The sequence below is a fragment of the Sphingobacterium paucimobilis HER1398 genome, from assembly GCF_000416985.1.
Classification (GTDB): Bacteria; Bacteroidota; Bacteroidia; order Sphingobacteriales; family Sphingobacteriaceae; genus Sphingobacterium; species Sphingobacterium paucimobilis.
The window spans coordinates 97,896-119,913 of record NZ_ATDL01000012.1; the positions used below are offsets into that span (position 1 = coordinate 97,896).

The 22,018-nt window shown below is 40.6% G+C and carries 19 protein-coding genes; 5 read left to right on the top strand and 14 right to left on the bottom strand.

All coding sequences use genetic code 11. The features are described from left to right. Window positions 1-12: 12 nt before the first annotated feature. From M472_RS30820 to M472_RS30860, 11 genes are all read right to left on the bottom strand, one after another. Window positions 13-2,424, bottom strand: coding sequence for a BACON domain-containing protein (locus M472_RS30820; protein ID WP_081643126.1), 2,412 nt, complete (start codon window positions 2,422-2,424; stop codon window positions 13-15). Window positions 2,425-2,450: 26 nt separating this feature from the next. Beyond that, complete coding sequence (locus M472_RS0122625; protein WP_158499890.1) at window positions 2,451-3,347, bottom strand: endonuclease/exonuclease/phosphatase family protein; 897 nt, start codon at window positions 3,345-3,347, stop codon at window positions 2,451-2,453. A gap of 13 nt (window positions 3,348-3,360) precedes the next feature. After that, window positions 3,361-4,839 (bottom strand): RagB/SusD family nutrient uptake outer membrane protein, encoded by a 1,479-nt coding sequence (locus tag M472_RS30825; protein ID WP_021069745.1) that lies wholly within the window; start codon window positions 4,837-4,839, stop codon window positions 3,361-3,363. Window positions 4,840-4,856: 17 nt separating this feature from the next. Then, window positions 4,857-8,207 (bottom strand): SusC/RagA family TonB-linked outer membrane protein, encoded by a 3,351-nt coding sequence (locus tag M472_RS30830; protein ID WP_031301544.1) that lies wholly within the window; start codon window positions 8,205-8,207, stop codon window positions 4,857-4,859. A 190-nt stretch (window positions 8,208-8,397) separates the two neighbouring features. Beyond that, complete coding sequence (locus M472_RS0122630) at window positions 8,398-9,591, bottom strand: FecR family protein (RefSeq protein ID WP_021069747.1); 1,194 nt, start codon at window positions 9,589-9,591, stop codon at window positions 8,398-8,400. A gap of 88 nt (window positions 9,592-9,679) precedes the next feature. Further along, the gene (locus tag M472_RS30835; protein WP_021069748.1) at window positions 9,680-10,246 is read right to left on the bottom strand and encodes an RNA polymerase sigma factor; all 567 of its coding nucleotides are present in this window, start codon (window positions 10,244-10,246) and stop codon (window positions 9,680-9,682) included. Window positions 10,247-10,336: 90 nt separating this feature from the next. After that, complete coding sequence (locus M472_RS30840; RefSeq protein WP_144062686.1) at window positions 10,337-11,347, bottom strand: hypothetical protein; 1,011 nt, start codon at window positions 11,345-11,347, stop codon at window positions 10,337-10,339. Between the two features lie 256 nt (window positions 11,348-11,603). Beyond that, complete coding sequence (locus M472_RS30845) at window positions 11,604-12,089, bottom strand: hypothetical protein (RefSeq protein ID WP_144062687.1); 486 nt, start codon at window positions 12,087-12,089, stop codon at window positions 11,604-11,606. A gap of 173 nt (window positions 12,090-12,262) precedes the next feature. Then, window positions 12,263-12,928, bottom strand: coding sequence for a response regulator (locus M472_RS30850; protein ID WP_021069752.1), 666 nt, complete (start codon window positions 12,926-12,928; stop codon window positions 12,263-12,265). A 13-nt stretch (window positions 12,929-12,941) separates the two neighbouring features. Beyond that, window positions 12,942-14,639, bottom strand: coding sequence for a tetratricopeptide repeat-containing sensor histidine kinase (locus M472_RS30855; RefSeq protein WP_158499891.1), 1,698 nt, complete (start codon window positions 14,637-14,639; stop codon window positions 12,942-12,944). A gap of 68 nt (window positions 14,640-14,707) precedes the next feature. Beyond that, on the bottom strand, window positions 14,708-14,890 hold the full coding sequence (locus M472_RS30860; RefSeq protein WP_021069754.1) for a hypothetical protein: 183 nt from the start codon (window positions 14,888-14,890) through the stop codon (window positions 14,708-14,710). 411 nt (window positions 14,891-15,301) lie between these two features. On the opposite strand from M472_RS30860, the gene M472_RS30865 reads away from it, so the two are divergent. After that, window positions 15,302-15,838: a hypothetical protein gene (locus tag M472_RS30865; RefSeq protein WP_021069755.1), complete on the top strand. Its 537-nt coding sequence runs from the start codon at window positions 15,302-15,304 to the stop codon at window positions 15,836-15,838. Window positions 15,839-16,035: 197 nt separating this feature from the next. Here M472_RS30865 and rocD read toward each other — a convergent pair whose 3' ends face one another. The 3 genes from rocD to M472_RS45875 form a co-directional block, all read right to left on the bottom strand. Then, the gene (gene rocD, locus M472_RS30870) at window positions 16,036-17,277 is read right to left on the bottom strand and encodes an ornithine--oxo-acid transaminase (RefSeq protein ID WP_021069756.1); all 1,242 of its coding nucleotides are present in this window, start codon (window positions 17,275-17,277) and stop codon (window positions 16,036-16,038) included. A 187-nt stretch (window positions 17,278-17,464) separates the two neighbouring features. Beyond that, on the bottom strand, window positions 17,465-17,767 hold the full coding sequence (locus M472_RS30875) for a hypothetical protein (RefSeq protein WP_021069757.1): 303 nt from the start codon (window positions 17,765-17,767) through the stop codon (window positions 17,465-17,467). A gap of 391 nt (window positions 17,768-18,158) precedes the next feature. Further along, a complete protein-coding gene (locus M472_RS45875; protein WP_262506430.1) occupies window positions 18,159-18,287 on the bottom strand; it encodes a hypothetical protein in 129 nt (42 codons plus the stop codon). A 242-nt stretch (window positions 18,288-18,529) separates the two neighbouring features. Here M472_RS45875 and M472_RS30880 point away from each other — a divergent pair, with 242 nt between their 5' ends. The 4 genes from M472_RS30880 to M472_RS30895 all read left to right on the top strand — a co-directional run bounded on the left by M472_RS30880 (window position 18,530) and on the right by M472_RS30895 (window position 21,828). Beyond that, window positions 18,530-18,916, top strand: coding sequence for an HU family DNA-binding protein (locus tag M472_RS30880; RefSeq protein ID WP_021069758.1), 387 nt, complete (start codon window positions 18,530-18,532; stop codon window positions 18,914-18,916). Between the two features lie 376 nt (window positions 18,917-19,292). Next, window positions 19,293-20,102, top strand: a complete 810-nt coding sequence (gene mazG, locus M472_RS30885) for a nucleoside triphosphate pyrophosphohydrolase (protein WP_021069759.1) — start codon at window positions 19,293-19,295, stop codon at window positions 20,100-20,102. Window positions 20,103-20,161: 59 nt separating this feature from the next. Continuing rightward, window positions 20,162-21,160 (top strand): tryptophan--tRNA ligase, encoded by a 999-nt coding sequence (gene trpS, locus M472_RS30890; RefSeq protein ID WP_021069760.1) that lies wholly within the window; start codon window positions 20,162-20,164, stop codon window positions 21,158-21,160. A 47-nt stretch (window positions 21,161-21,207) separates the two neighbouring features. Further along, complete coding sequence (locus M472_RS30895; protein ID WP_021069761.1) at window positions 21,208-21,828, top strand: deoxynucleoside kinase; 621 nt, start codon at window positions 21,208-21,210, stop codon at window positions 21,826-21,828. Window positions 21,829-22,018: the final 190 nt, after the last annotated feature.

The following is a 22,018-nucleotide window of genomic DNA, read 5'->3' on the forward strand; positions in this document are numbered from 1 at the left end:
TATCTTGAATTTTTAAGGTATATATTTAACTGCTACTGCTCCTAGACGCACCGTAACAATTCCCAAGTCGGCTGTAATCCGCCCAGTCTCGGCACCATTTGGACTATCCTCACCACAGACATCCTTTTGAGCCTGTAACTTGACAAATACATTCGGTTTGTTCAACAATTCACTAGGCAGTTTGAATGTAAATGTATTTAAACCATTCGCCGTATACATATGATTCAGTCCCCAGCCTGCCAACGGACGTATACCATACGTTGAGTTCGGCATAACCGTGTAATTGATTCCATCTAGAGAATAAGCGATCTGCCAATACGTAGGCACGTGCAATGTAGCAGCATTTCCTGACCCTCCACCTTGACTGAAGTTGAGAAGTAAACGTTGTGCATTGATCCCACTGGTTGAAAATTTGAATACAAAACCCTCCCCAATATTCGTAGAAGTGTTCCACCACTTCGTATTATATTGTGCTGCAGAGCTGGGCACTGCTTTAGAGCTATTATCCGTATGGTAGATTGGGTGGGCACCTAGCGAAGACGGAGCTCCGGGTACCGTACAGCTCATCTCTCCCTGACCAACAGCCGGACGGATTTTGTCCCCATCTTTCTGAATTGGGACACTAGCTGACAGATTGCTTGGATTCATCCATTTCCACTCGACCAATGTTTTAGCTTTTTCTGCTTCATTGAGTTTAATATCAGATTGTGTGACAGGTCGAATGGAGTAACGACCGATTTCCCCCTCTCCATAGCCATACTTTAGCAATTTGTGGTGTACGATAATACCAGAGAATGTACCTGAACCGGTAGGCAGTGTACTACGACTCCATGAAGTCGCCACATTTACCACGGCTTTGAGACTTCCCCCTTGATCATCATAAATAGCTGTAGGCACCGCATCTACATATGGTCCACTGGTACCTTGTGGGTTCCAAGGGGTGAAAATACCGGCATAGCCCATGTTAACATTGACATAACTGCCATAAGGAACCGATATACTCGTATTCTTTAAACTGACATAGGTGTACATATCACTGTCGTTTAGTTCAGCGATTGCTTTATACCTTGTCGGTATACTCGCAGCAGTTCCTGCTTCCGATTTCACGATCGCACTTGCAGTCAATCCTTTGATTGTATAACGTGTAGGATTAGACTCCTTAACCAATACCAGGCCATCTACCGATAGTGCCACTTTGCTATAACGCTTCAATGTATTCGCATTCTTTGTTGCAAATTTCAATCGTAAACCCGAATTTCCCTGTTGATTTTGTACATAAGCTGTCTTAGGCGCTTCATCATAATCAATCGCGTTAAACGCTTTATTGGGATTGACATCCATATTCGTATTTCCCGCGTCGGAAATCACAAAAGCCTCTAATACCTGAAGAGGTGTATGGAGTATAACTTCGCCTGTAGCTGTGGGAATCAGTGCTTTCAAATCCTCCATGGTCAAATATTCAAAATCATCTGCTGACTGTTCGACAGGATGTACCAGGTTGATATAATTGATTCCATTGTTGTCATACTTCAATCGCACCTGTGCAGTTCGCTTCTCGCCCGAATCGTTTGCACGAACCGCTATCATCAACAAGCTATCGTTAGCCAATTCCACTCTCTCGATCCAACCGCTGCCTTGTTCATAGGTTATCTCATGCTCAAAATCAGGAAACAATGCGCCGACGTTCCCCTTTACGATCACCGTATCTATTTTAGCACTGCGGGTTAATAGCGACAACGGTTTACGAGGTACTAAAACAGGCTCCTGTAAAGATTGATCAACATCTGCAAATACCGTATACTCTTTGTCAAATCCATCAATGACGGTTAGGTATACCCTAGCTGTACGATTCCGTCCAGCGTTATTCTCCAGCGCTTTAAATTGAAACCCATTGTCCGTAAACGAAGCCTCTGTGATCCACTTCTCCGATGTCTCATCATCATAAAGATAATCTATCTTAATATTCTTGATGTTCGACTTCAAGTCGTTTACAATAGGGAGATTAATCTGGAAAGGATTTCTCGTAATTGTATACTTTGATTTTGAAAAACGGAAAGCCGCATTCAATCCCGCTTGTATAATCTTTACTTCCTGTTTCTCTTTTCCTTTTGAGATCACCAAGGTCGCTGATCGAGATACCCCAAAATTCTGGGAATAGGAAAACAAGATATCAGAGTTCCCTGTTCCGGACAGACGATCCAGGGCCAGCCAATCTGCTTCTTCTTTGACAGCAACACTCCAGTCACCATCCGAATACACCATTATCTTCGTTTTGCCTTCGGGAGCCTCCAGGTGCATTTCGTTGGTATTAACAGACAACGAAAGGTCCAGCTCAAACTTTCTTTCACATCCCATCAAAAGTGTTAAAAGAAGGAGCGCCATACTCCTATAGGAAAGCATGCTATATATTATTATCTTATTCATTTTTGTATTATTCGAGCGTTAAAATACTAGAGTAGTAAATGAAACATCATAGGTGGATGATCCGAATACACCTTGGTAAACTCATCATATATCGGCATCGCTTTAGTAACTCGCTTCAATACCGGTTCTGTTCCGAATATAAAGTCGATTCGTCTTCCAGGATATTGAAAATCATACTTTGCACTACCATCCTCCTTGTAACCATGCAGGTAGTGGATCGCATCAATATACCCCGCTCCCATAATCTCGTCAGTCGCCCAGTAGTTATTGGTCGTTACAGCGGGATCATAATCACGACGGGATACCGAGTTAAAATCTCCCATAAAAATCCATTCCTTCTCTTCCGTAAATTTTCGGATAGTGCTATCCAGTACCACCTTGGCCTCCTGTAACCGGTAGTCGTTACCCAGGTTGTCCCCGACTGTCTTCCAATACGCCTGTGGCCAAAAATGAGTAACCACAATATTCAGATCGGTATCTTTAAGGCGGGCAAATATCGCTCCGTGAGACACATGCAATGTGATTCTACGACGCGACTCTATGGGATACTTAGAGGTTAAAGCTACAGGATAATTATCAGTAGATTTCAAATTAGTAATCACATAATTGTGTCCATAGCGTTTAGCTAATTTTTCTAAATCTCGTTGATTAAAACCATTGACTTCCTGTAAGGCCAAGATATCCGGTTCTTGGGATTTAATCCATTCCACAAACTTATTATAATTGTTTGCTTTATCATTTTTCATCCCTTCCAAGATGTTATAACTGATGACCTTTAAGGTGTCGGGCAATACCAGTTCCTCGGGTTCGGGCTCCTCTATGATAGGCTCAGTTTCTTCCTTGCTCTTGCACGATACCATAACCAAGACAGTCATTGCAAGGGCAAATAACCCCACTCGACAAGACCATCTGAAACTTTTCATTTTTATATGTGTATTAACCTTTTCCATAAAATTCGTAAGCTTTATTATCCAAATTATTACCTGATTTTACAACTTCGATATCCGGTATAGGATAGTACTCGTGGCAAGGCAGCATATTAGTTTTCAATGCTGCATAATCCGTATAATCATACGTTGTCTGGTACCAAATCCCCCAACGCACCAAATCGTATTTACGCTGGTACTCGCCCAACAGTTCGCGTCCTCTTTCCTTTTGTATCTCCTCGCGCAGCAAGTCCCAGTTTTTAAATTCATACAATGGCAATCCAGCTCTGCTACGGACCATATTCAAATATTTAATAGCAGTAGTCTGATCCCGCAACTCCAGATAATTCTCTGCCTGCATCAACAATGCATCAGCGTATCGAAATACGCGCTGATTATTACCATCCGCAACATTATACATATTGTACGTCCAGAACTTAGTTCCTAACCAGGGCCTTGTAGCTGTACTCTTGAATGCGACACCCTTGTAATCCCAAGCTAGATTCAGATTTGTCCTCAGATCTTCACCTCCGCGACGCATCACACTCTGAAAGAAAAAATTGTTAGGACGGAGTGGTGACCACGTTGTCGCATTCGTACCTAACTCCGGAATCTCTACACCGTCATAGATAGCACCTGTACTCCGAGGAGGCATACATATCGCTCCTGAGTTTGTCGTCACCTGTAACCCTGTTTCCGAATAGGTATATTGAATTTCAAAGATAGATTCTAAGATATTCTTGTTCTTCAATGCGATATCTTCAAGTGGATATTTGTTAAAGTCACCGTAGATGGCTTCCAATTTGTCCATAGCGTCTTTCGCTACGTCCCATTTTTTATTCCATTGTGCAAGCTTACCGATCAACATCCATCCCATAGCAGCTCCAGAGCGATTGCCTGGGACATCATTGGTACGTATTTGTGGCAGATAAGGTACATATTCCTGCAATTCCGAAATCAGGTAATCCCGAGTAGCGGATGCGGGCATCCTTCCCATCTTAGAAACCCGATCCAAGACCTCAGCGTTAGCAACATCCTCCGTGTAAAAAGGCACATCACCAAACGTCGATGTCAAGAACCAATAATAATACGCACGCATAACCATCCCCTCGGCCAACAATCTATTTTTAGTTTCTTGAGCCAAAGGAGAGCGTTTAATACCCTCGATAATAGAATTGCTATACATTACCCCCCTATACCCCAGCGTCCACATATTCTGTCCAAACCGAGGTTGCGCAGGAGATATATCCAATTGAGCATCCAGCGTTCCCGATGCGATATACATCAGATCACTGACCCCTTCCGTTGCAATCAGGTAAGTATAAGTGTAAATAGTTTTTAGGGGAATATATGTAGAGTTAAGTCCCGAAATACACTGGGCCTCTGTCAAATAGTAATTATCTGTATTGACAAATGAGGTCGGTTCTTCCTCGATGGAACACCCCGTCCAGAGTAGACTGCTTAGAAAAAATATAAATAAACGTTTCATTTATAAACCTTTTTGATTTAATACCTAATTTGAATACTGCCCACAATAGTACGAGGCTTAGGGTAAGCTCCGATATCTATCCTTCTTAACGTCGAGGTACCACTGGACGAAGAGACATCTGGATCAAATCCATTATATTTCTTCCAAACAAATAGATTCTCCCCGGCTAGGCCAAACTGTACATCCCGAAGCTTCTTATTAGTCCATTTGGCCAAATCCAATGTATATCCCACAGAAACACTCTTGAGTCTCAAAAAACTAGCATCATAAACCATGCGACTGGATGCTATATTATCGACCGATCCGGCCCTCGGTAAATCCGAATTTGGGTTACGGACAGGATGCCAAGCATCTAACATGTAGGCATATTGATTGGCAAAGTTGCTCCCATTTCCCATCCATTGTTCAGAGATGTTATAAATCTTACCACCCAAGGAATAATTTAGAAAAACACCAAGTGTCCACTTGTCATATCTAAAATTGTTTTGCAAGCCTCCATGCACGAGTGGATCTGCATTTCCAAGATAGATAAGGTCATTCTCATTGAATATGCCGTCATGGTTAGAATCGATATAGCGTGCAGATCCCAAGCGATATTGCTGAGCCGAAGCAGAGACATAGGCTTTGGTCACCTTATTCCTATCGATTTCTTCCTGAGATTTCCATGTCCCAGCATATTGAAATCCCCACAATGCATTCAAGGGATAATCTTTAACATACCCATACATCATGTAGCCATTATTACCAGCTGCGGTATAAGCGCTCACATAACCGTAATGTCCAATGTCGTCCACCTTTTGTTTATTGTGAGAGATAGAAAATGAACTGGTCCACGAAAATTTGTCCTTTTGAATATTACGTGTTTCTATGCTGAACTCCAGACCGCGATTGGATGTCTTACCGACATTAGCAAAGCGGGTTGCATATCCAGTCTGCGTAGGCGTCTGTACATCGAGTAAAAGATCTTTCGTATAAGACAGGTATGCTTCAAAAGTCATACTCACCTTATTGTTAAACAGCGCGATATCCGTAGCAATATTGTACATATCTGTTTTCTCCCAGGACAGCTCTTCCGACGCTAAGCGAGAGGGATAGAATGCAACGGGTTGCGAACCGTTAAAAAGATAGCCACTGGTAGACGATGAGAGAGCGGCTAGAGATCTGTACGAGGAGATACCGTCGTTACCAGTACGCCCCCCACTGGCACGTACAGAGAAATCATTGATCCATTTCGAATCTTTTAAAAAGTCCTCGTTACTTACAGTCCATTTTAAAGCTGCCGAAGGGAAAAATGCCCACTTTTCATTCTTTGCAAAGTTAGAGGCACCATCTCTACGACCTGTTACCGTAAGATAATACTTGCTTTTATAGTTGTAATTTGCGCGTGCCAAATAAGACATTGATGTCTTTGCCGTATTTCCAGATCCCCCCACATAGTTTTCTTTATCTGGAATAGCATTCATATTATTCCAAAGAATCGCATCGGATTGATAGCCTTCGCCTCGTAAGGTTAGATTATCATCTGTAATTTTCTGACCAACAAAACCGGCCGTAAAATCCAAATGGTGCACATCATCCCATTTTTTCAAGTAGTTCAATGTCGTCTGACTCATCAAGTTACTCTGCGTATATTCTCCTCTATAAGCCGTGCCCCCTTCATTATCCGCTTTGGCAGGCAGACTGCCCGGTTCATATTGAAAAGTATGACGTCCGTAAGAATAGTACGTCAGTTGCGAATTCACTTTTAGATTTTTTATCGGTTCGATCTCAATGTATCCTGTATTCGTTATCCCGTCATGTTTGATATTATTGATCATATCCGAATCAAGTATCGAACGTGGCGAGTTAAACTTTTGTCCCGAATACCAAAGATCATTAAAGTTGTCATAGACCTTGATCATTGGATTCAAGTAGATGGCACCGTTCCACCAATTTGTTCCTCCGATAGTCACCAAGTTTTTATTCTCGTCCCGTTTGGTATAGCTATATTTCAAACCCACTTTCATCCAAGGAAAAAGTTGATAATCAAGATTCAGTCTTCCTGTAAAACGTCCCAATCCGCTCTCTTGGATAATCCCTTGCGTATTATCGTATGCTATCGATGCATAATAGCTACTCTTGTTGCGCCCGCCAGACAGCGACAGATTGTGCGTATGATATGGTGCTATACGGGTTATTTCACCAACCCAGTCCGTACCTTTGCCCAATGCATTGGGATCGGGGTAAGGATAGGCAGACATTGGAGAGTTAATAGTGATATCCCCGTAAGGATCAGCTGATGTAAACAAAGCGTAATCATTGCGATACTGAGCATACTGTGCTGCGTTCATGATATCCAATTTTCTAGGCAACTGAGACAACCCCACCGTACTGCGCAGCGTAATATTGTCTTTCCCCGATTTACCTTGTTTAGTCGTCACGATAATAACACCATTACTTCCACGTGTTCCGTATATTGCTGTAGCAGAAGCATCCTTTAGAACCGAGATAGCTTCGATATCTGAGGTATTGATGTCAGTCAAGCTACTTACCGCATCCATAACCCCATCGACTACGATAAGTGGCTCATTGCTTGCTGTTATCGAGCGTGTACCGCGTATACGTATCGAGGTCGTAGCACCAGGTTCACCAGTGGTCGCTGTAAATTCAGCTCCCGGTACACGTCCCTGTAGCGCCAAATCCACAGAAAGTACAGGAGCATCCTTCACATCGTCCATTTTTATATTAACGACCGATCCTGTCAAATCCTTTTTCTTGACTTGACCATACCCAATGACCACTGCTTCGTCCATATCCGTGATCTTTTCTACCATCACGACCTTCAGTTCTTCCGCACTAGTCACATTGATTTCCTTTTTATCAAATCCCAAAAGAGAAAACTCCAATACCGCTGGCAATTTCACCTCGAGGTTAAAAGCACCTGCTTCGTCCGTGCGCGTTGTTTTACCATTGGATTTGTCACGTACTGTGACGTTAGCCAATACAGCACCTGTTGTCATTCGAATCGTCCCTTTCAACAACTGTTGCTGCTGCTTTCTCTCAGCAATAGGTATTAGATTATTTTTCTGAGATTCTTGTCTTGGCAGCAATACGATACTACGATCCTTACGTTTGAATTCGAGTTCATAGGGTACCAGCAGTTGCCGCAGCAGATCCAGTGCCTCGATATCAATCAGTTCAACATGGGCAATGGTATTATTAGGGAGTATCCCTTGTGCATAAAACACAGTATAACCGCTACGTTTTTCAAAATCTTTTAATAGAGTGGCCAGGCGAACATTCTTCCCTTTTAGCGTAATCTTTTGCCCAAAGGTACTCGCACTAAGGTGCATGGAGGCAACTAAAATCAGAATCCATGTCAATTTCATATACAATGGAATTTTCAGTTTAGGTAAGTTAAAGGCATAGCCCGCCCCTAACCTTTTTTTTTCATACATTTGTTAATAGGTTGAGATTAATAATACATTCAGTTTCAATCCAAAAATGCCTTTGGGCATATCATCCGGCAGGGACGGCTCCAACGTTCCTGCTTTTTTATATGCGAAGGCTTGTGTAGCCTTATTTCATGACAGTTATCCTCCTTCCCTGCACTTTAAATGTTACTAGGTCGGTCCACTCTATTAATTGTAACAATTGTTCAAATTTTTCAAATCTTGATATACTTCCCGAATATCTCACCTGAGACATATCCCCCTCAAAATCCACCTCCACATCATACCATCGGGCTATTTCTGCCATTACCTCGTAGATGGACACATTGTCGAAGGCAAACTTGCCTGAACGCCAAGCCATACTATAAGAAGGGTCTACAGATTGTACGGTATTGGTTCCTGTCGATGTCGAGTACACAGCCTGTTCTGAAGGTCTCAAAACACGGGTTCCAGAGGTGCCCTCATAGTGCATCGCTACCTTGCCTTCTATCAGGGTTGTCTTATACGTCAAGCCGTAGGTATTTACATTAAATTGGGTTCCTAATACTTCTATTTTTTGCTTTCCACTACATACGTAGAAAGGAACGAACTTATCTCCGTTCATCTGTTTGGCTACTTCAAAATAGGCCTCCCCTTCCAACTCTATCATTCTACCGCCCTTCGCAAATTTTAAAGGATATCTCATTTTTGTAGCAGCGTTCAACCACACTTTAGAGCCATCAGGCAATGTCAGGTTATACTCTCCGCCACGGGGAGTTACGATGGTATTGTACTTCTCTTTCTGTACTCCAGCATGATCAGTATAGGCATAACTAATACTGCCATCTGCTTTTTTAAAGATATGAAGACCTCTGTCAGCTATAATCGTATCCGATGTAATCTGATCCAGCTCAATAAAACTGCCATCCTCAAATTGAATCCTTGCTTTATTGCTCGCTGGCACAATGACATCACTTGTTTCCATAGAAATACGATCTTCTACCTTCTGCTCCATTCCGTACCACCATAACGTAGAAGCGACTCCAATCAGAAACAACACCGCCGCCGCCGAAATTTGTCGCCAATATCTCCTAAAAAATGATTTATGATAAAGCAATGTAGACTCCAATCGGGGATCATTGGAAATCTTTTCGAAAACACGAGATTGAACCAATTCATCTCCTATATAGAAAGGAGGTTCAAATTCATCATCCCATGTCTCTTCGAGTAATCGCTGCCCTTCCTCGGTCTGGAGAAATAGACGTAAGCGTTCGAGGCTATTTATATCGATCGTTCCCTCCCGATATTGTTTGACCAATGTATATAGTTCTTTCTTATCCAATCGTTGTCAATTTTAATCTATAAACGAAAGTCAAAAAGAAATGTACTAGTCTATAGCACTTCTTTTTTCAAAAAAATGACAAATACGATTAGAAAAGAAAAAAATAGATTTTTTGTAGCTTAAGACGAACCAATTTTGTTGCTACTTGTAAATGATTTTTAACAGTATGGCGGGAAATGCCCATACTATCCGCGATTTCTTGCTGTGGCTCATCATCGAGTTTAAATCGGCGATAGATTTCCTGCTGCTGTGGAGGCAAGGTTGCGATGATTTGCTGGAGGATACAGTTCAGCTCACCAAAATTTATTTTTTGCTCTAAATGCAAAGAAATAGAAGACCATTCCAAGGATGCTTCCTTGACAGTCTTCTCCCCACTTATCTTTTTCCTAAAGAAGGATATACACAGACGCTTGGTAATAATGTACAAATAGGGATACAGGTCTTTAGAACTATGGATCTTATCACGATGCAAAAACAGCAACGTAAAAGCCTCTTGACTAATATCCTCCGCATCTTCTCGTTCCGCACCTTTACTCAAAGCATAACGAAATATTATTGGAAAATAGAAATCAAAAGCTTTTTGGAAGGCCTTAGGATCTCCCCGCATAAAATCTTCAAAATCAACACCTTCTAAAATACCATTCATTACTTCCATTGTGTAATATCAGATGACCTACCGTTTGTACAAACTAAGTGAATTTGTATATCCTTCAAGTTACTTAATGATTAACAAATTGTTGCGTTACTATTTCTTAACAGGTGTAAACTGATCGGTGATATATAGATTGATATTATCAATAAAAACTCGATTACCAGACTCTTCCTGCTGATCTCCCGTCATAAACTGCAACTGTATTGTGGATGCTGTAGGGTTGAGATTGGGCTTCTTCACGACAAATTCAAACTGGGAACCTTCCCACATCGTACTTAACAATAAAGCAGATTGATAGTCATAATAGGCCAGTGTGACAACTTTACTAGTCTCCCCGTTTTCGAATTCCGCACCCACCAATTTAACAGTAAGCTTGTCTTTATCCTTTAGTCCTGCTTTAGAAATATATCCAACAGCATCAAAGGTCAATAGCAATAAACTATCTTTTTCTAAACCAGGATATATTGGTGATGATAAATTGACGCCTTGATCGGCAGCCCCCAACAGCATATAACCATTCATCCCCAGCGTAGATGCTGTATTTGAACTGGTCCAGCCGATTTGCTTCTGTGTTGCAGTCCATTGGGCCATAGGAGTAGCTTTACTCAGGTCCAGAGGTGACCCCGAACCATATTTAAGCCAAGCAAAATTTTCCTCCACACGCATATTATACCCTTGGTTCAAGCGAATGAATACACCAGAATAGGTATCATCATTATTGAGATTGAGCACACCGACACGTTTTTTATAGATCTTTTCCATTGGTAACACGTCCAAAATAACACGCGACTTGTTTGTTCCGGCAATAGCCTCTATCTTATCGACCTTCACCCAGTTATTCACCTCATTGGTTTCAAAGGAAAGCTTTAATGGAGAATTACTCGCTACGTATATCGTATCCAATCCTCCCTCCGCTGTCCATTTCAATTGACCAACTTTTTCTTCGAATCCTTCTGTCTCGGATACTTGTATTCCATCCACAAGCTCCCCTTTCTCATTGTTTTTATCACAAGAAGAAAACGTACAAACCATACCGATAAAAACACATAACGGCACAAAAGGCATGCGTTTTGATCCAGTTCTTTTTAAAATAATTGATTTCATATTTTTCGCTAATTTTCTGTCGAGTGGACCGCCCCAGTAGTCAGAAATTAGTAAAAACACAAAATTATCCTTTTTAATCGATGCTTAAGTTAAGTTAATATGAATTTTTCAACTTAACTCCTAAAGCTTTTAACATGTAATACGTGATGTTACAAGGTCTAATTTGATTACTTACTATCTATTGGAATCTAAAATAACACTTTATCCCAAAACTAACAAATAAAGTTTTTGCTCCAATTTTTCTATTCCATAAGTCTTAAGAGTCGGAGTACGCTTGCAGATCGCTTTTCACCATGATATGAAAGCGAAATTGGTTACCTAGCTCTAGAATTTTGTGCTTGATTATTTCCCTACTATCATTATCATGTAACTGCTTATCAAGATAGGCAAGACACTCCAAGATGGGTTGAGAGAGCGTAGAATTGATTGCTTTTGCCTCTATAAATTGATCAATAGGAAACGACTCCTCATCACCTATCAAAAGCTGAGCACCTCCTGATGCAGAAGGGAATAACCGATAACAAGTCAAGTAGATACCCAAGAGCAAGGGGGTGGAGCGTTCTTCCACTTCATAAATATGACCATGTTCCTGTTGACACAAATAAAATGCCCGCTCTAGGTCACCGAAGCTTTCATTTTGATGGGTCAACAGGTCGCATACTCTCTTCGTCTTTATGATGGAATTGGTAATAGCTTCCTCTTTGAAAAGGAAAGTAATGTTTGAATCGAAGAATATGCTCATGGTCATCCTGCTGTGTTTGCGTGTAAGCCGTGCTTTCTAAAATACGAATGTACTATACAGCCTGATTACGCTGACAAAAGTAAACAGAAGAATAAACCAAAATTTACGGGAAACCGTAAAACCATTTTTTTATTTCTAGTGGTAGAAAAAAACGGGGCAAAAGGAGCAAAACGCTAAATCAAACCGATATCTTTACAGTAAGCCACTAACTGTTCATTTTTAGAAAATCCCAGTAGCTCCTTCATCAAACCCAAACGTTTCTCAATACTGCTCAATCCTGAAGGCTTTATATCGCGCTCTTGGAGGTAGTGTGGAATATTTTTCTGCAATATCCCTTCGGCGAGTAGCGATACAATATTGACATCCAAAGTACTGAAATCATGCGAATTTCTATTCCGTATGGCCTGCTTTATATCTGGAGACTGATAGTTACGGCCATCGGACAACGCATGCAACGCTTCTTTCAAATGCTGTGCATCTCTCCTAGCTTTGCGCACATACCCATTTATGCCATACCGATTGAACAGTTCCTCGATAACACTGCTGCGATTCTCCGCAGAAAATACAATAATCTTAATATCAGGCTGTACTTTTTTTACTTCTTTGATCAACTCTACTCCTCCTCCAATACGCTGTTCGTTATAATCAGCTTCGAAGGACAGATCCGTGATCAATAGATCATAAGGTTCATCATCACGTAGTGCATTGCGCACCCAACTCAAGGCATCGTCACAATAGTAGACATATTTAGTATCTATTATTCCTACTTCATGAAGTGTTTTTTGAACCGAAATATTCGCTATTTCGTGGTCTTCTGCAATTAGTACTTTTTTAAACATAATGATTGCTATTTCAAAGGATCGGAATCGATATATACACTTTCAGTCCCTCCCCTCGCTCACTCACAAATTTAATGCTGCCATTTATATTTTCCATACGGGTTCCCGTATTATTCAACCCATTCCCTTTTGAAAAGTTTTCGGACAAACCTACTCCATTATCATTATAAAAGACATTTAAAGCACCTTCTAAGCGATCAAAGCGCAATACCACACGATCCGCCCCACTATGCTTACGCATATTAACCATAAGCTCTTGCAATGTGTGCTCCAGTTCATTTTTGATATTTTGAGGAATCGCCGCCCAAAGTTCAGCTTCATTACCGGCCATAATGACTTGACGGCTTTCGTTTGCGTAAGAACGTAACATCTCACCTAAGGACTCATGATATGGCGTTTCGTTTGCTGTTGCCACCTCTTCTACCTCGTACGAAATATCCCTCGACTTTTCGTACATGCTTTCCAATCGATCCAAAATCCCTTCTCTATCGATGTCTTCCCTATTTTCAATCTCTGTCATTACCCGATACAACCCATTGGCCACCACATCGTGCACCTTTCTTGATGTTTTGAGCTGACTGGCTTTTATTTTGTTATTAGCTTCCAAAAGAAGACGCTGCTTACGCCGCTTGTACCAAAAGAGACTAAAGACAGTAATCAATGCAAATACAACTATGATGGACCAAGTCAATAGATGCTGCATATTAATTCTGTACAATTTGTCATTAACTTCATTCTGGAGTTTTAGGTTATCCGCTTTATTTTTTTCAACTTCATACCGAATTAAAGCAAACTGATTTTTTGCATTAGATCGCACAAGCTGTATACTGTCCGATAGCTCTCCATAGGCTTTAAAATAATCCTTAGATACCTTTTCGGGACTAAGCGTTATTAATTTCTTGAAGGCATCCAGGCGATCATCTACACTATTTATTTCTATTGCAATTTTATTCCTCTCCTGTGCATAGAACAATGCGGAATCCGAATCCAAGCCCTCATAATACAACGCAAGATAAGCGTAGCTTGAATTTATTCCCCACCTATCATCTAGACGCCTACGAATCGCTAATGCTTCTTTCAAATCCGATAAGGCATCATAGTCTGGGTCAAGTTTCGTTCGTTGGAAAGCATAATTCGTTAAAGACCGAGCATATTCTTTTTGATCTTTATTCTCACTGTGCAGTATATCTTCATATATTTCTAAAGCCTCCTGCTCCTTTCCGATCATTGATAAGGCTCTAGCTTTGTTATTCAAGAATACTTTAGTATTCATTGTATCCGTTGAATAATGAATCGCCATATCGTAAAACTCAATAGCTCTTTCGTAATCTTTCAGCTCTCCAGTAACGTTACCGAGATTGTTATAATTGGTACTTAAATATACTTTATGTTTTACTTTGCTCGTATCCAGATAGGTTCCTGCTTCCAAAGACAATTCTTGTGACGTAAGATAATCGCCAACATCTCGGACCGTAATAGCCATTTGAATCAAACAATTAGCAGTATTGAGACTATCATGGGCCTCCGAAGCCAAATTTTTTATTTGTTCAAACTCAGCAAAGGCGCTATCTAATTTGCCTTTGTCCAAATAGGCAAAAGCATGTTCATAGTAACTTCTGAGGTCTAGCTTTACATCATCGGGAATCTTTTTCTTCTTTGCTGTACAGGCTAGAAAGACAATAAAAACCAAAAATAATTTCGTAATCCTCAAAACATTCAATTATGCCCTGAATCTACGAAAAAGTAAAATATAAGACGGTATAGAACCGTCTTATATTTTTAGGCTGTACGTTTTAGGGGTAACATTCTAGGGATCGGTGGACGTACAGTACCAGTATCACCACCTTTTGGATCTTCTTTTTTCTTTTTTACAATGATATTTTCTACAGGTTCACTTGTTTTAACAGTTGAATGTAACGACAAGGTACTTGCCATAAATAATGCAATAATTAAATGCCACATAGGTCAAAAAATTTAAAAGTCTAAAAACAGGTAGGTCCAGTGCTTCATGCACGAGATTGCTACAGTTGTCTTCAGAAGGCCTTCTGAATTTTTTGGGAAGTGGGACATATAGTGCGGAAGACAAAACTGCTTCCCAAACCGGTTTATATTTTCCGCCCTATATGTTTTCGAGAATCAACAGGGGCAAGTCAAAACTAGTATCAACTTGCCATTAGCGCTGATTCACGAAGCAAACATAATTACCACAACAATCTAAAAATCAAACAATTCCACTATTTCCAATACTTCTTTGGATATTCCTATATAACCATTGATTTTCCGAAAATTCCAATCAAATGCGGCGCACGAGAAAAACAACAGCAGTTACGGTTTTCCGTAAATTCTGATAAACGAGGACATTAACTTTGTTATATGTTTGAGCTATTTAAAGAAGCAGTGAGGTCTGCTTATCTAACGAAGAAAAAGAATGGAGAGCTTCCCTACGATGAACTGGAGAAGCCATCACCTGGTGATTTACGAAACCTATTTCTCTTGCTAATGGCACAGGGATTGTCCCAGCACGATCAAGAGACGCTTTTACGTTTCTTTATGTATAATGGTGAGTATGCTGAGTTAGACACACACATACGTAAGTATGATTTGGATAAATTTAGGCCACTCAGAAATTATATTCTCGGAATTACTTCTAACCCGTCCGAGGACGTCGTTAAAATGTTGGCTATATTAATAGATTTCCAACCCCGACCTTATCGTCAATGGCGAGAGGGATATTTAGCGAAAAGCACCGTACAAACGGAAAAGAAGGAAAACAAAAACAGACTGCAACAAAACCTGCCATCAAAACCTCTTACCAGAAGCTCCAATATTTCTGTTCGAAATGGTCTCAAACTATTGGTGTCATTGGGCATATTATCAACCGTAGCAGCTGTATTTATTGCTAAAGATTAAGACCTATTTATAAAAGACAATACGCTGATAATACCGGAAGAAAACTTCGTTACTAGTGTATCTCCTCATGGTCCTAAGGCGGGTCTGTTGTCGCTATTTAGATCTCATGGCCAAAACTGGCTTTATAGACTCAACGACAAATAAAAAAGCCATCTATCAAGATGGCTTTCCTATTTAGAACACTAATTATAAATGGCTTAGATATGATCCAAGACCACTAAACTCTTCTTAATGACTTCGACAGCTTCCAAAAGCTGTTTTTCAGAAATAACCAATGGCGGAGCAAATCTAATTTTATCGCCATGAGTCGGTTTTGCCAATAGCCCATTTTTCATCAACTCGATACAGAGGTGCTGAGCCGCATCCGGATTACTATGGTTAATGACCAACGCATTTAAAAGTCCCTTGCCCCGTACCTCTTGGATATATTTGTGGTTTAGTTTCTCAAGTTCAGTTCTGAATAACTCTCCCAACAGCTGAGACTTATTGGCCAAATCTTCATTTTTCAGAACATCCAATGCCGCAATAGCGACCGCACAGGCCAACGGATTTCCACCATAGGTAGACCCATGTTCGCCTGCCTTGATACAAAGCATAATCGCATCATCCGCAAGTACTGCAGAGATCGGTAATACACCACCGCTTAACGCTTTGCCCAAAATCAAGATATCTGCCCGAACCCCTTCGTGATCACAAGCCAACATCTTTCCAGTACGCGCCAATCCTGTTTGGATTTCGTCCGCTATAAACAATACATTATTATCTTTACAAATCTTATAACTAGACGACAGGTATCCAGCATCAGGTACGTATACACCAGCTTCGCCCTGAATTGGCTCAACCAACATAGCGACAACATTTGGATCTTTTACCGCCTCCTCCAAAGCCTTCAAGTCATTGTACGGAATCGTCACATAACCAGAGACAAATGGGCCAAATCCTCCTTTTGCAGTATCGTCTGTACTAAAGGAAATAACATTGATCGTACGTCCGTGAAAGTTTCCTTCTACGGTAATAATTTTAGCCTGATTTTCCGAGACGCCTTTTACTTCATATCCCCATTTACGAGCTAATTTTAATGCAGTCTCGACAGCCTCCACTCCAGTATTCATTGGCAACACCTTATCGTAGCCAAAATAGGCCGTGATATATTCCGTGTATCCCGCCATCTTATCACTGTGAAACGCACGCGAAGTCAATGTCAACTGTTGCGCCTGCTCTGTTAGGGCTTTAATAATATCTGGATGACAATGTCCTTGATTTACTGCTGAATATCCAGACAGGAAATCAAAATATTCCTTTCCTTCTACGTCCCATACTTTGGCTCCCAGTCCCTTGGACAACACCACAGGCAACGGATGATAGTTATGCGCACCGTGTTTTTCTTCGACCTCAATATAAGAAGCTGTCTTTTCCGGAATTTGATAATTGTGATACATAAGTTTATTTTTGTTTTATCTCTCCGATCAGCAGAGCCTGACACAGAGAACATTCAAATTACTGTTTTCCCAAAGCTAGAAAAATATTCTCGCACCAAAAAGCCTAACCTCCAAATCAATAAAAGGTTAATAAAAAACAGAATTCCACAAGAATTTATTCAAAAATCAAGAAAGAATGGCAGCTATATCAGAGGTTTCGCGAGCGCATTTCCAAATTCACGATAATATCTCTTTTCTTTCCTTCGATGAGGCCGAGATCACCCGCTACAAATACGCCTTTGGCGCCTGTCTGCATATTCCTTATACCGTACACCGTTGATTCGTCTCCTGGATCGGTAGCTCCCTCATACCGGTATAAATAATCAATAATATAGCCATCAGCCTCATCCAACAAATAGTCAAAATGGATGTTATAGTCAATTGTATATCCTTTTTCGCTCAATTTTTTTAACGCGATGCTAGCCGATTCATAGTTAAATATAGTTTCCATAAATAAATTTGCTTATAAATTTCCATGTACTGTTACACACTATATAACAAATGAGCTTTCAATCTGTTTTTTACGTGGCATCAAAATCTTCCGCTAGTCTCCTACTGGTATAAAATCCATACGCTCATCAAGTCGTCAGCCAGAACTAAGCAGCGATAATCTGAGCATTACTACTTAAAACGTTAAAATAATTAAAAATCAATAATATAACTTGCTTAATTAAAAGTTATATAATATATTCGACTTATATATGTTTGATTTTTAGCACTTTATTATAATGAAACATTAAACGCAACGTTTAACAGTTTATCCTTCCGACCTTCAACGGATTACAGGTCGCAGCGAGCGTACTTGCCAGCGCATCATAAACAAGATCAAGGATATGTTCGGATTAGGCAAACAACAGTTGGTCACTGTACATCAGGCTTCCGAATACTTGGGTATCCCGATGTCCGATATGTACCACTTTATTCGTTAAGACTTTCTCTGGCAATTTGCCACCATTGATTATTTCTCCCACTCTTACTGCCCTAGTTCAGGACAACTTATTACGTGCCCCTCATCTCGTGCATCTCCATTGTGAACATCCTTTTCTATCCCTTTGAATAACGACAAAAGCGACAAATCTGTCAAGTCCGACAGAACCGTCAAAAACGCCAACACTTACCTCAAGCCATAATATCTTTACATTGTCACTCGGGAAATGGTACCACCCAACGTCGACAAATAGTTATTATTTATTAATTTTTAAAGACCAAAGAAATGGCAATTAAATTCAATGTTAGAGAAATAGGAAAACCAGGCGATGCCAATGGACCTAAAAAATTTTATGCAAAACCAGTCCATACTGGTGAGATCACCCTCGAAGAACTATCGGCGGATATTTCACATGCTTCATCGATCACACAGGCAGATGTGTACGCAGTACTGCAGAGTTTGATCCGCGAGATCCCACGTAATATCTCCAGAGGTTACATCGTCCGTTTGGGAGAGATGGGCTCTTTCCGCCTGTCGACCAAAAGCTTGGGAAGTGACCTGGCAGACGAGGTCAACAGCAGCAATATCACAAATGCAAAATTGCTCTTCTATGCAGGGAGACAGATCAGAAACGTAATGCAGACCTTAACTTTCAAGAAAAACGGAACTTAAGTTCAAATTAGCTTCACATTCATAAAGCCGGTAACTCCTCGATGTTACCGGCTTTTTTTACGTCTTTTTCGCCCAAACTCAACACGTACTCTTTCCAAAGAGCACGTGTTGAGTTCTGAAAGTGTACGTGTGCACTTTAAAATTCAACACGTTGACTTTTGAAAACGTCGACATCTCTAAAAACACGGTATTTCTCAAAGTAAAGCTGCGCTTTTTGTAGCTTATTTTTTCACTTGGGTTAAAAAAACAATGGTTATACCAGAAGAAATATCCTTCCTTATTACCATTTACAACAAATCAGTATTTTCCTCCGATTATTTACAGGATATTTTGCCGACTATAAGCATTACCTTTGTATCAGCAAAAAAGAATATTTATGGCACAACCGATTCCTTCAACAGGACATACCCCAGCAGAAGCATTTACGAGACTTTTAACCGTAATGGATACCTTGCGGATTGATTGCCCCTGGGATAGAAAACAAACCATGGAGAGCCTACGCCATCTTACCATCGAAGAGATGTACGAACTGGCAGACGCAATCTTGGATGAGGATATCGACGAGATCAAGAAAGAACTTGGAGATCTCATGATGCACTTGGTGTTCTATGCCAAGATTGCGGACGAGCAACAGGCTTTTGATATTACGGATGTGCTCAACAATGTATGCGATAAATTAATACATAGACACCCCCATATCTACGCCGAAACAAAGGTAAACGACGACGAGGATGTTAAGAACAATTGGGAGCAGATTAAATTAGCAGAAGGCAATCGCTCGGTCTTATCGGGCGTCCCTAAAACACTACCTGCTTTGGTAAAAGCTTATCGCATACAGGACAAAGTCCGAGGTGTAGGTTTTGACTGGGAAGACAAAGCCGAGGTATGGAATAAGGTAGAGGAAGAACTGCAAGAATTCAAGCAGGAATTTGATCTGGAGAACAGTCAGGTTATCAATCAAGAACGTGCAGAACAAGAGTTTGGCGATCTTCTTTTTTCCTTGATCAACTATGCACGCCATATGGGAATCAATCCGGAAAATGCCTTAGAAAAAACCAACAAAAAGTTTATCCGTAGATTCAACTATCTGGAGCAACGCGCAGCAGAAAACGGACAAAAGCTCGCTGATATGAACCTGAATGAGATGGACTTATATTGGAACGAAGCCAAATCAAAAGGTCTATAAGAGCCGAAATATCTAAAGTTAAAATAAAATAAAGGAATAATTCCGTAATTTTGCCATATATGGAGACAGTCGTTAGCGGTATCAGAAGTACCGGAAAATTACATTTAGGAAACTACTACGGAGCATTGAGTAATTTTGTGAAAATGCAAAATGAATATAACTGCTTCTTTTTTATAGCCGATTTACATTCACTCACTACGCACCCTACACCTCAAGATCTGCACGCGACTGTTCGCAATGTAGTCATCGAGTATTTAGCAGCGGGGATCGATCCGGAGAAATCAACCATATACGTTCAGTCTGATGTCCCTGAGGTAGCCGAGCTTTACCTTTATATGAATATGAATGCCTATCTAGGCGAACTCGAGCGTTCCACGTCTTTCAAGGATAAGGTTCGTTCTAACCCCGACAATGTCAATGCAGGGTTGTTGACCTACCCCGTATTGATGGCCTGTGACATCCTCTTGCACCATGGTACAAAAGTGCCCGTAGGAAAAGACCAAGAACAGCACTTGGAAATGACCAGGACATTTGGTAATCGTTTTAATCACTTGTACCAGGTTGATTATTTCAAGGAAGCATTTGCTTTCTCCTACTCGGACAAGCTGGTCAAAGTACCGGGATTAAGTGGACAGGGCAAAATGGGCAAATCCAATGGGGAAGCCGATTGTATCTACCTTTCCGACAGCCCAGAGGTAATACGAAAGAAGATCATGCGTGCGGTATCGGATTCAGGCCCTACCGAACCTAATCAGGCGAAACCCGAATCGATACAGAATCTTTTTGATCTGATGAATGTGGTTTCAGCACCGGATACGGTTGCTCATTTTGACGATCTATACAACAAATGCGAAATACGTTATGGCGATTTCAAAAAACAATTGGCCGAAGATATGGTTATTGCTACAGAGCCTGTTCGATCGCGTATAGCAGATATTTCCAATGATGAAGACTACATCAAGCGTGTTGTTAAAATGGGAGCCGAAAAAGCACAAGCAAGTGCTCAGAAGACCCTCAAAGAAGTTAGGGAGATTATAGGTTTAAAGAAGCTGTACTAATTTAGCGGTAACTTTTTATTTCTTTACGTTTAATTTTTACTAGAACTATGCATATAGCAATTGTTGGAAATATTGGAGCAGGAAAGACAACATTGACCAAGCTACTGGCACACCACCTCAATTTTGAACCTCAGTTTGAGACAGTGGATGACAACCCTTATTTGGAAGACTTTTATAGTGACATGAAGCGATGGGCCTTCAATCTGCAGATATTCTTCCTGAATAGTCGCTTCCGCCATATCGTCGAGTTACAGCGCAAAGAAATAAATATGATTCAGGATCGTACGATCTATGAGGACGCCTATATCTTTGCGGAAAACCTCTATGACATGGGATTGATGAGCGCTCGGGATTTCGAAAACTACAGCAATATATTCCAAAGCATTATTCATTACATCAAACCACCAGATCTTTTGATATATCTGAAAGCATCTGTACCGACCCTAGTAAACAATATACAGACAAGGGGACGTGATTACGAATCGGGAATCCGCTTGGATTACTTATCCAAACTGAATGACAAATATGAAAAATGGATAAACAACTATACCGACGGAAAGTTGCTTATACTGGACAAGGACAATCTAGACTTTGCAAACAAACCGGAAGATCTTGGCGATATTATTCAGAAAATCGATGCCGAGCTCTATGGACTGTTTAAAAAATAAGTTTATGAACTCCTCGATATAAGGACGTCTTTGTATGATCGACAGACATACAAAGACGTTTTTTTATTTTTAACAAAGGTATTTTAAAAACAGTAGTGTTTTTCATACCTTTGTACCGTAAACACAAAATCGCATTATATGTAATAACTGATTTCTTCTCTATTTCAATTCTAGTGCTCTCCCCAGAGAG

Bases quoted from the DNA above. Each gene is read 5' to 3' on its own strand.
- M472_RS30820 (WP_081643126.1), bottom strand. From the start codon at position 2,424: ATGAATAAGATAATAATATATAGCATGCTTTCCTATAGGAGTATGGCG.
- M472_RS0122625 (WP_158499890.1), bottom strand. From the start codon at position 3,347: ATGAAAAGTTTCAGATGGTCTTGTCGAGTGGGGTTATTTGCCCTTGCA.
- M472_RS30825 (WP_021069745.1), bottom strand. From the start codon at position 4,839: ATGAAACGTTTATTTATATTTTTTCTAAGCAGTCTACTCTGGACGGGG.
- M472_RS30830 (WP_031301544.1), bottom strand. From the start codon at position 8,207: ATGAAATTGACATGGATTCTGATTTTAGTTGCCTCCATGCACCTTAGT.
- M472_RS30835 (WP_021069748.1), bottom strand. From the start codon at position 10,246: ATGGAAGTAATGAATGGTATTTTAGAAGGTGTTGATTTTGAAGATTTT.
- M472_RS30840 (WP_144062686.1), bottom strand. From the start codon at position 11,347: ATGAAATCAATTATTTTAAAAAGAACTGGATCAAAACGCATGCCTTTT.
- M472_RS30845 (WP_144062687.1), bottom strand. From the start codon at position 12,089: ATGAGCATATTCTTCGATTCAAACATTACTTTCCTTTTCAAAGAGGAA.
- M472_RS30850 (WP_021069752.1), bottom strand. From the start codon at position 12,928: ATGTTTAAAAAAGTACTAATTGCAGAAGACCACGAAATAGCGAATATT.
- M472_RS30860 (WP_021069754.1), bottom strand. From the start codon at position 14,890: ATGTGGCATTTAATTATTGCATTATTTATGGCAAGTACCTTGTCGTTA.
- M472_RS30865 (WP_021069755.1), top strand. From the start codon at position 15,302: ATGTTTGAGCTATTTAAAGAAGCAGTGAGGTCTGCTTATCTAACGAAG.
- rocD (WP_021069756.1), bottom strand. From the start codon at position 17,277: ATGTATCACAATTATCAAATTCCGGAAAAGACAGCTTCTTATATTGAG.
- M472_RS30875 (WP_021069757.1), bottom strand. From the start codon at position 17,767: ATGGAAACTATATTTAACTATGAATCGGCTAGCATCGCGTTAAAAAAA.
- M472_RS30880 (WP_021069758.1), top strand. From the start codon at position 18,530: ATGGCAATTAAATTCAATGTTAGAGAAATAGGAAAACCAGGCGATGCC.
- mazG (WP_021069759.1), top strand. From the start codon at position 19,293: ATGGCACAACCGATTCCTTCAACAGGACATACCCCAGCAGAAGCATTT.
- trpS (WP_021069760.1), top strand. From the start codon at position 20,162: ATGGAGACAGTCGTTAGCGGTATCAGAAGTACCGGAAAATTACATTTA.
- M472_RS30895 (WP_021069761.1), top strand. From the start codon at position 21,208: ATGCATATAGCAATTGTTGGAAATATTGGAGCAGGAAAGACAACATTG.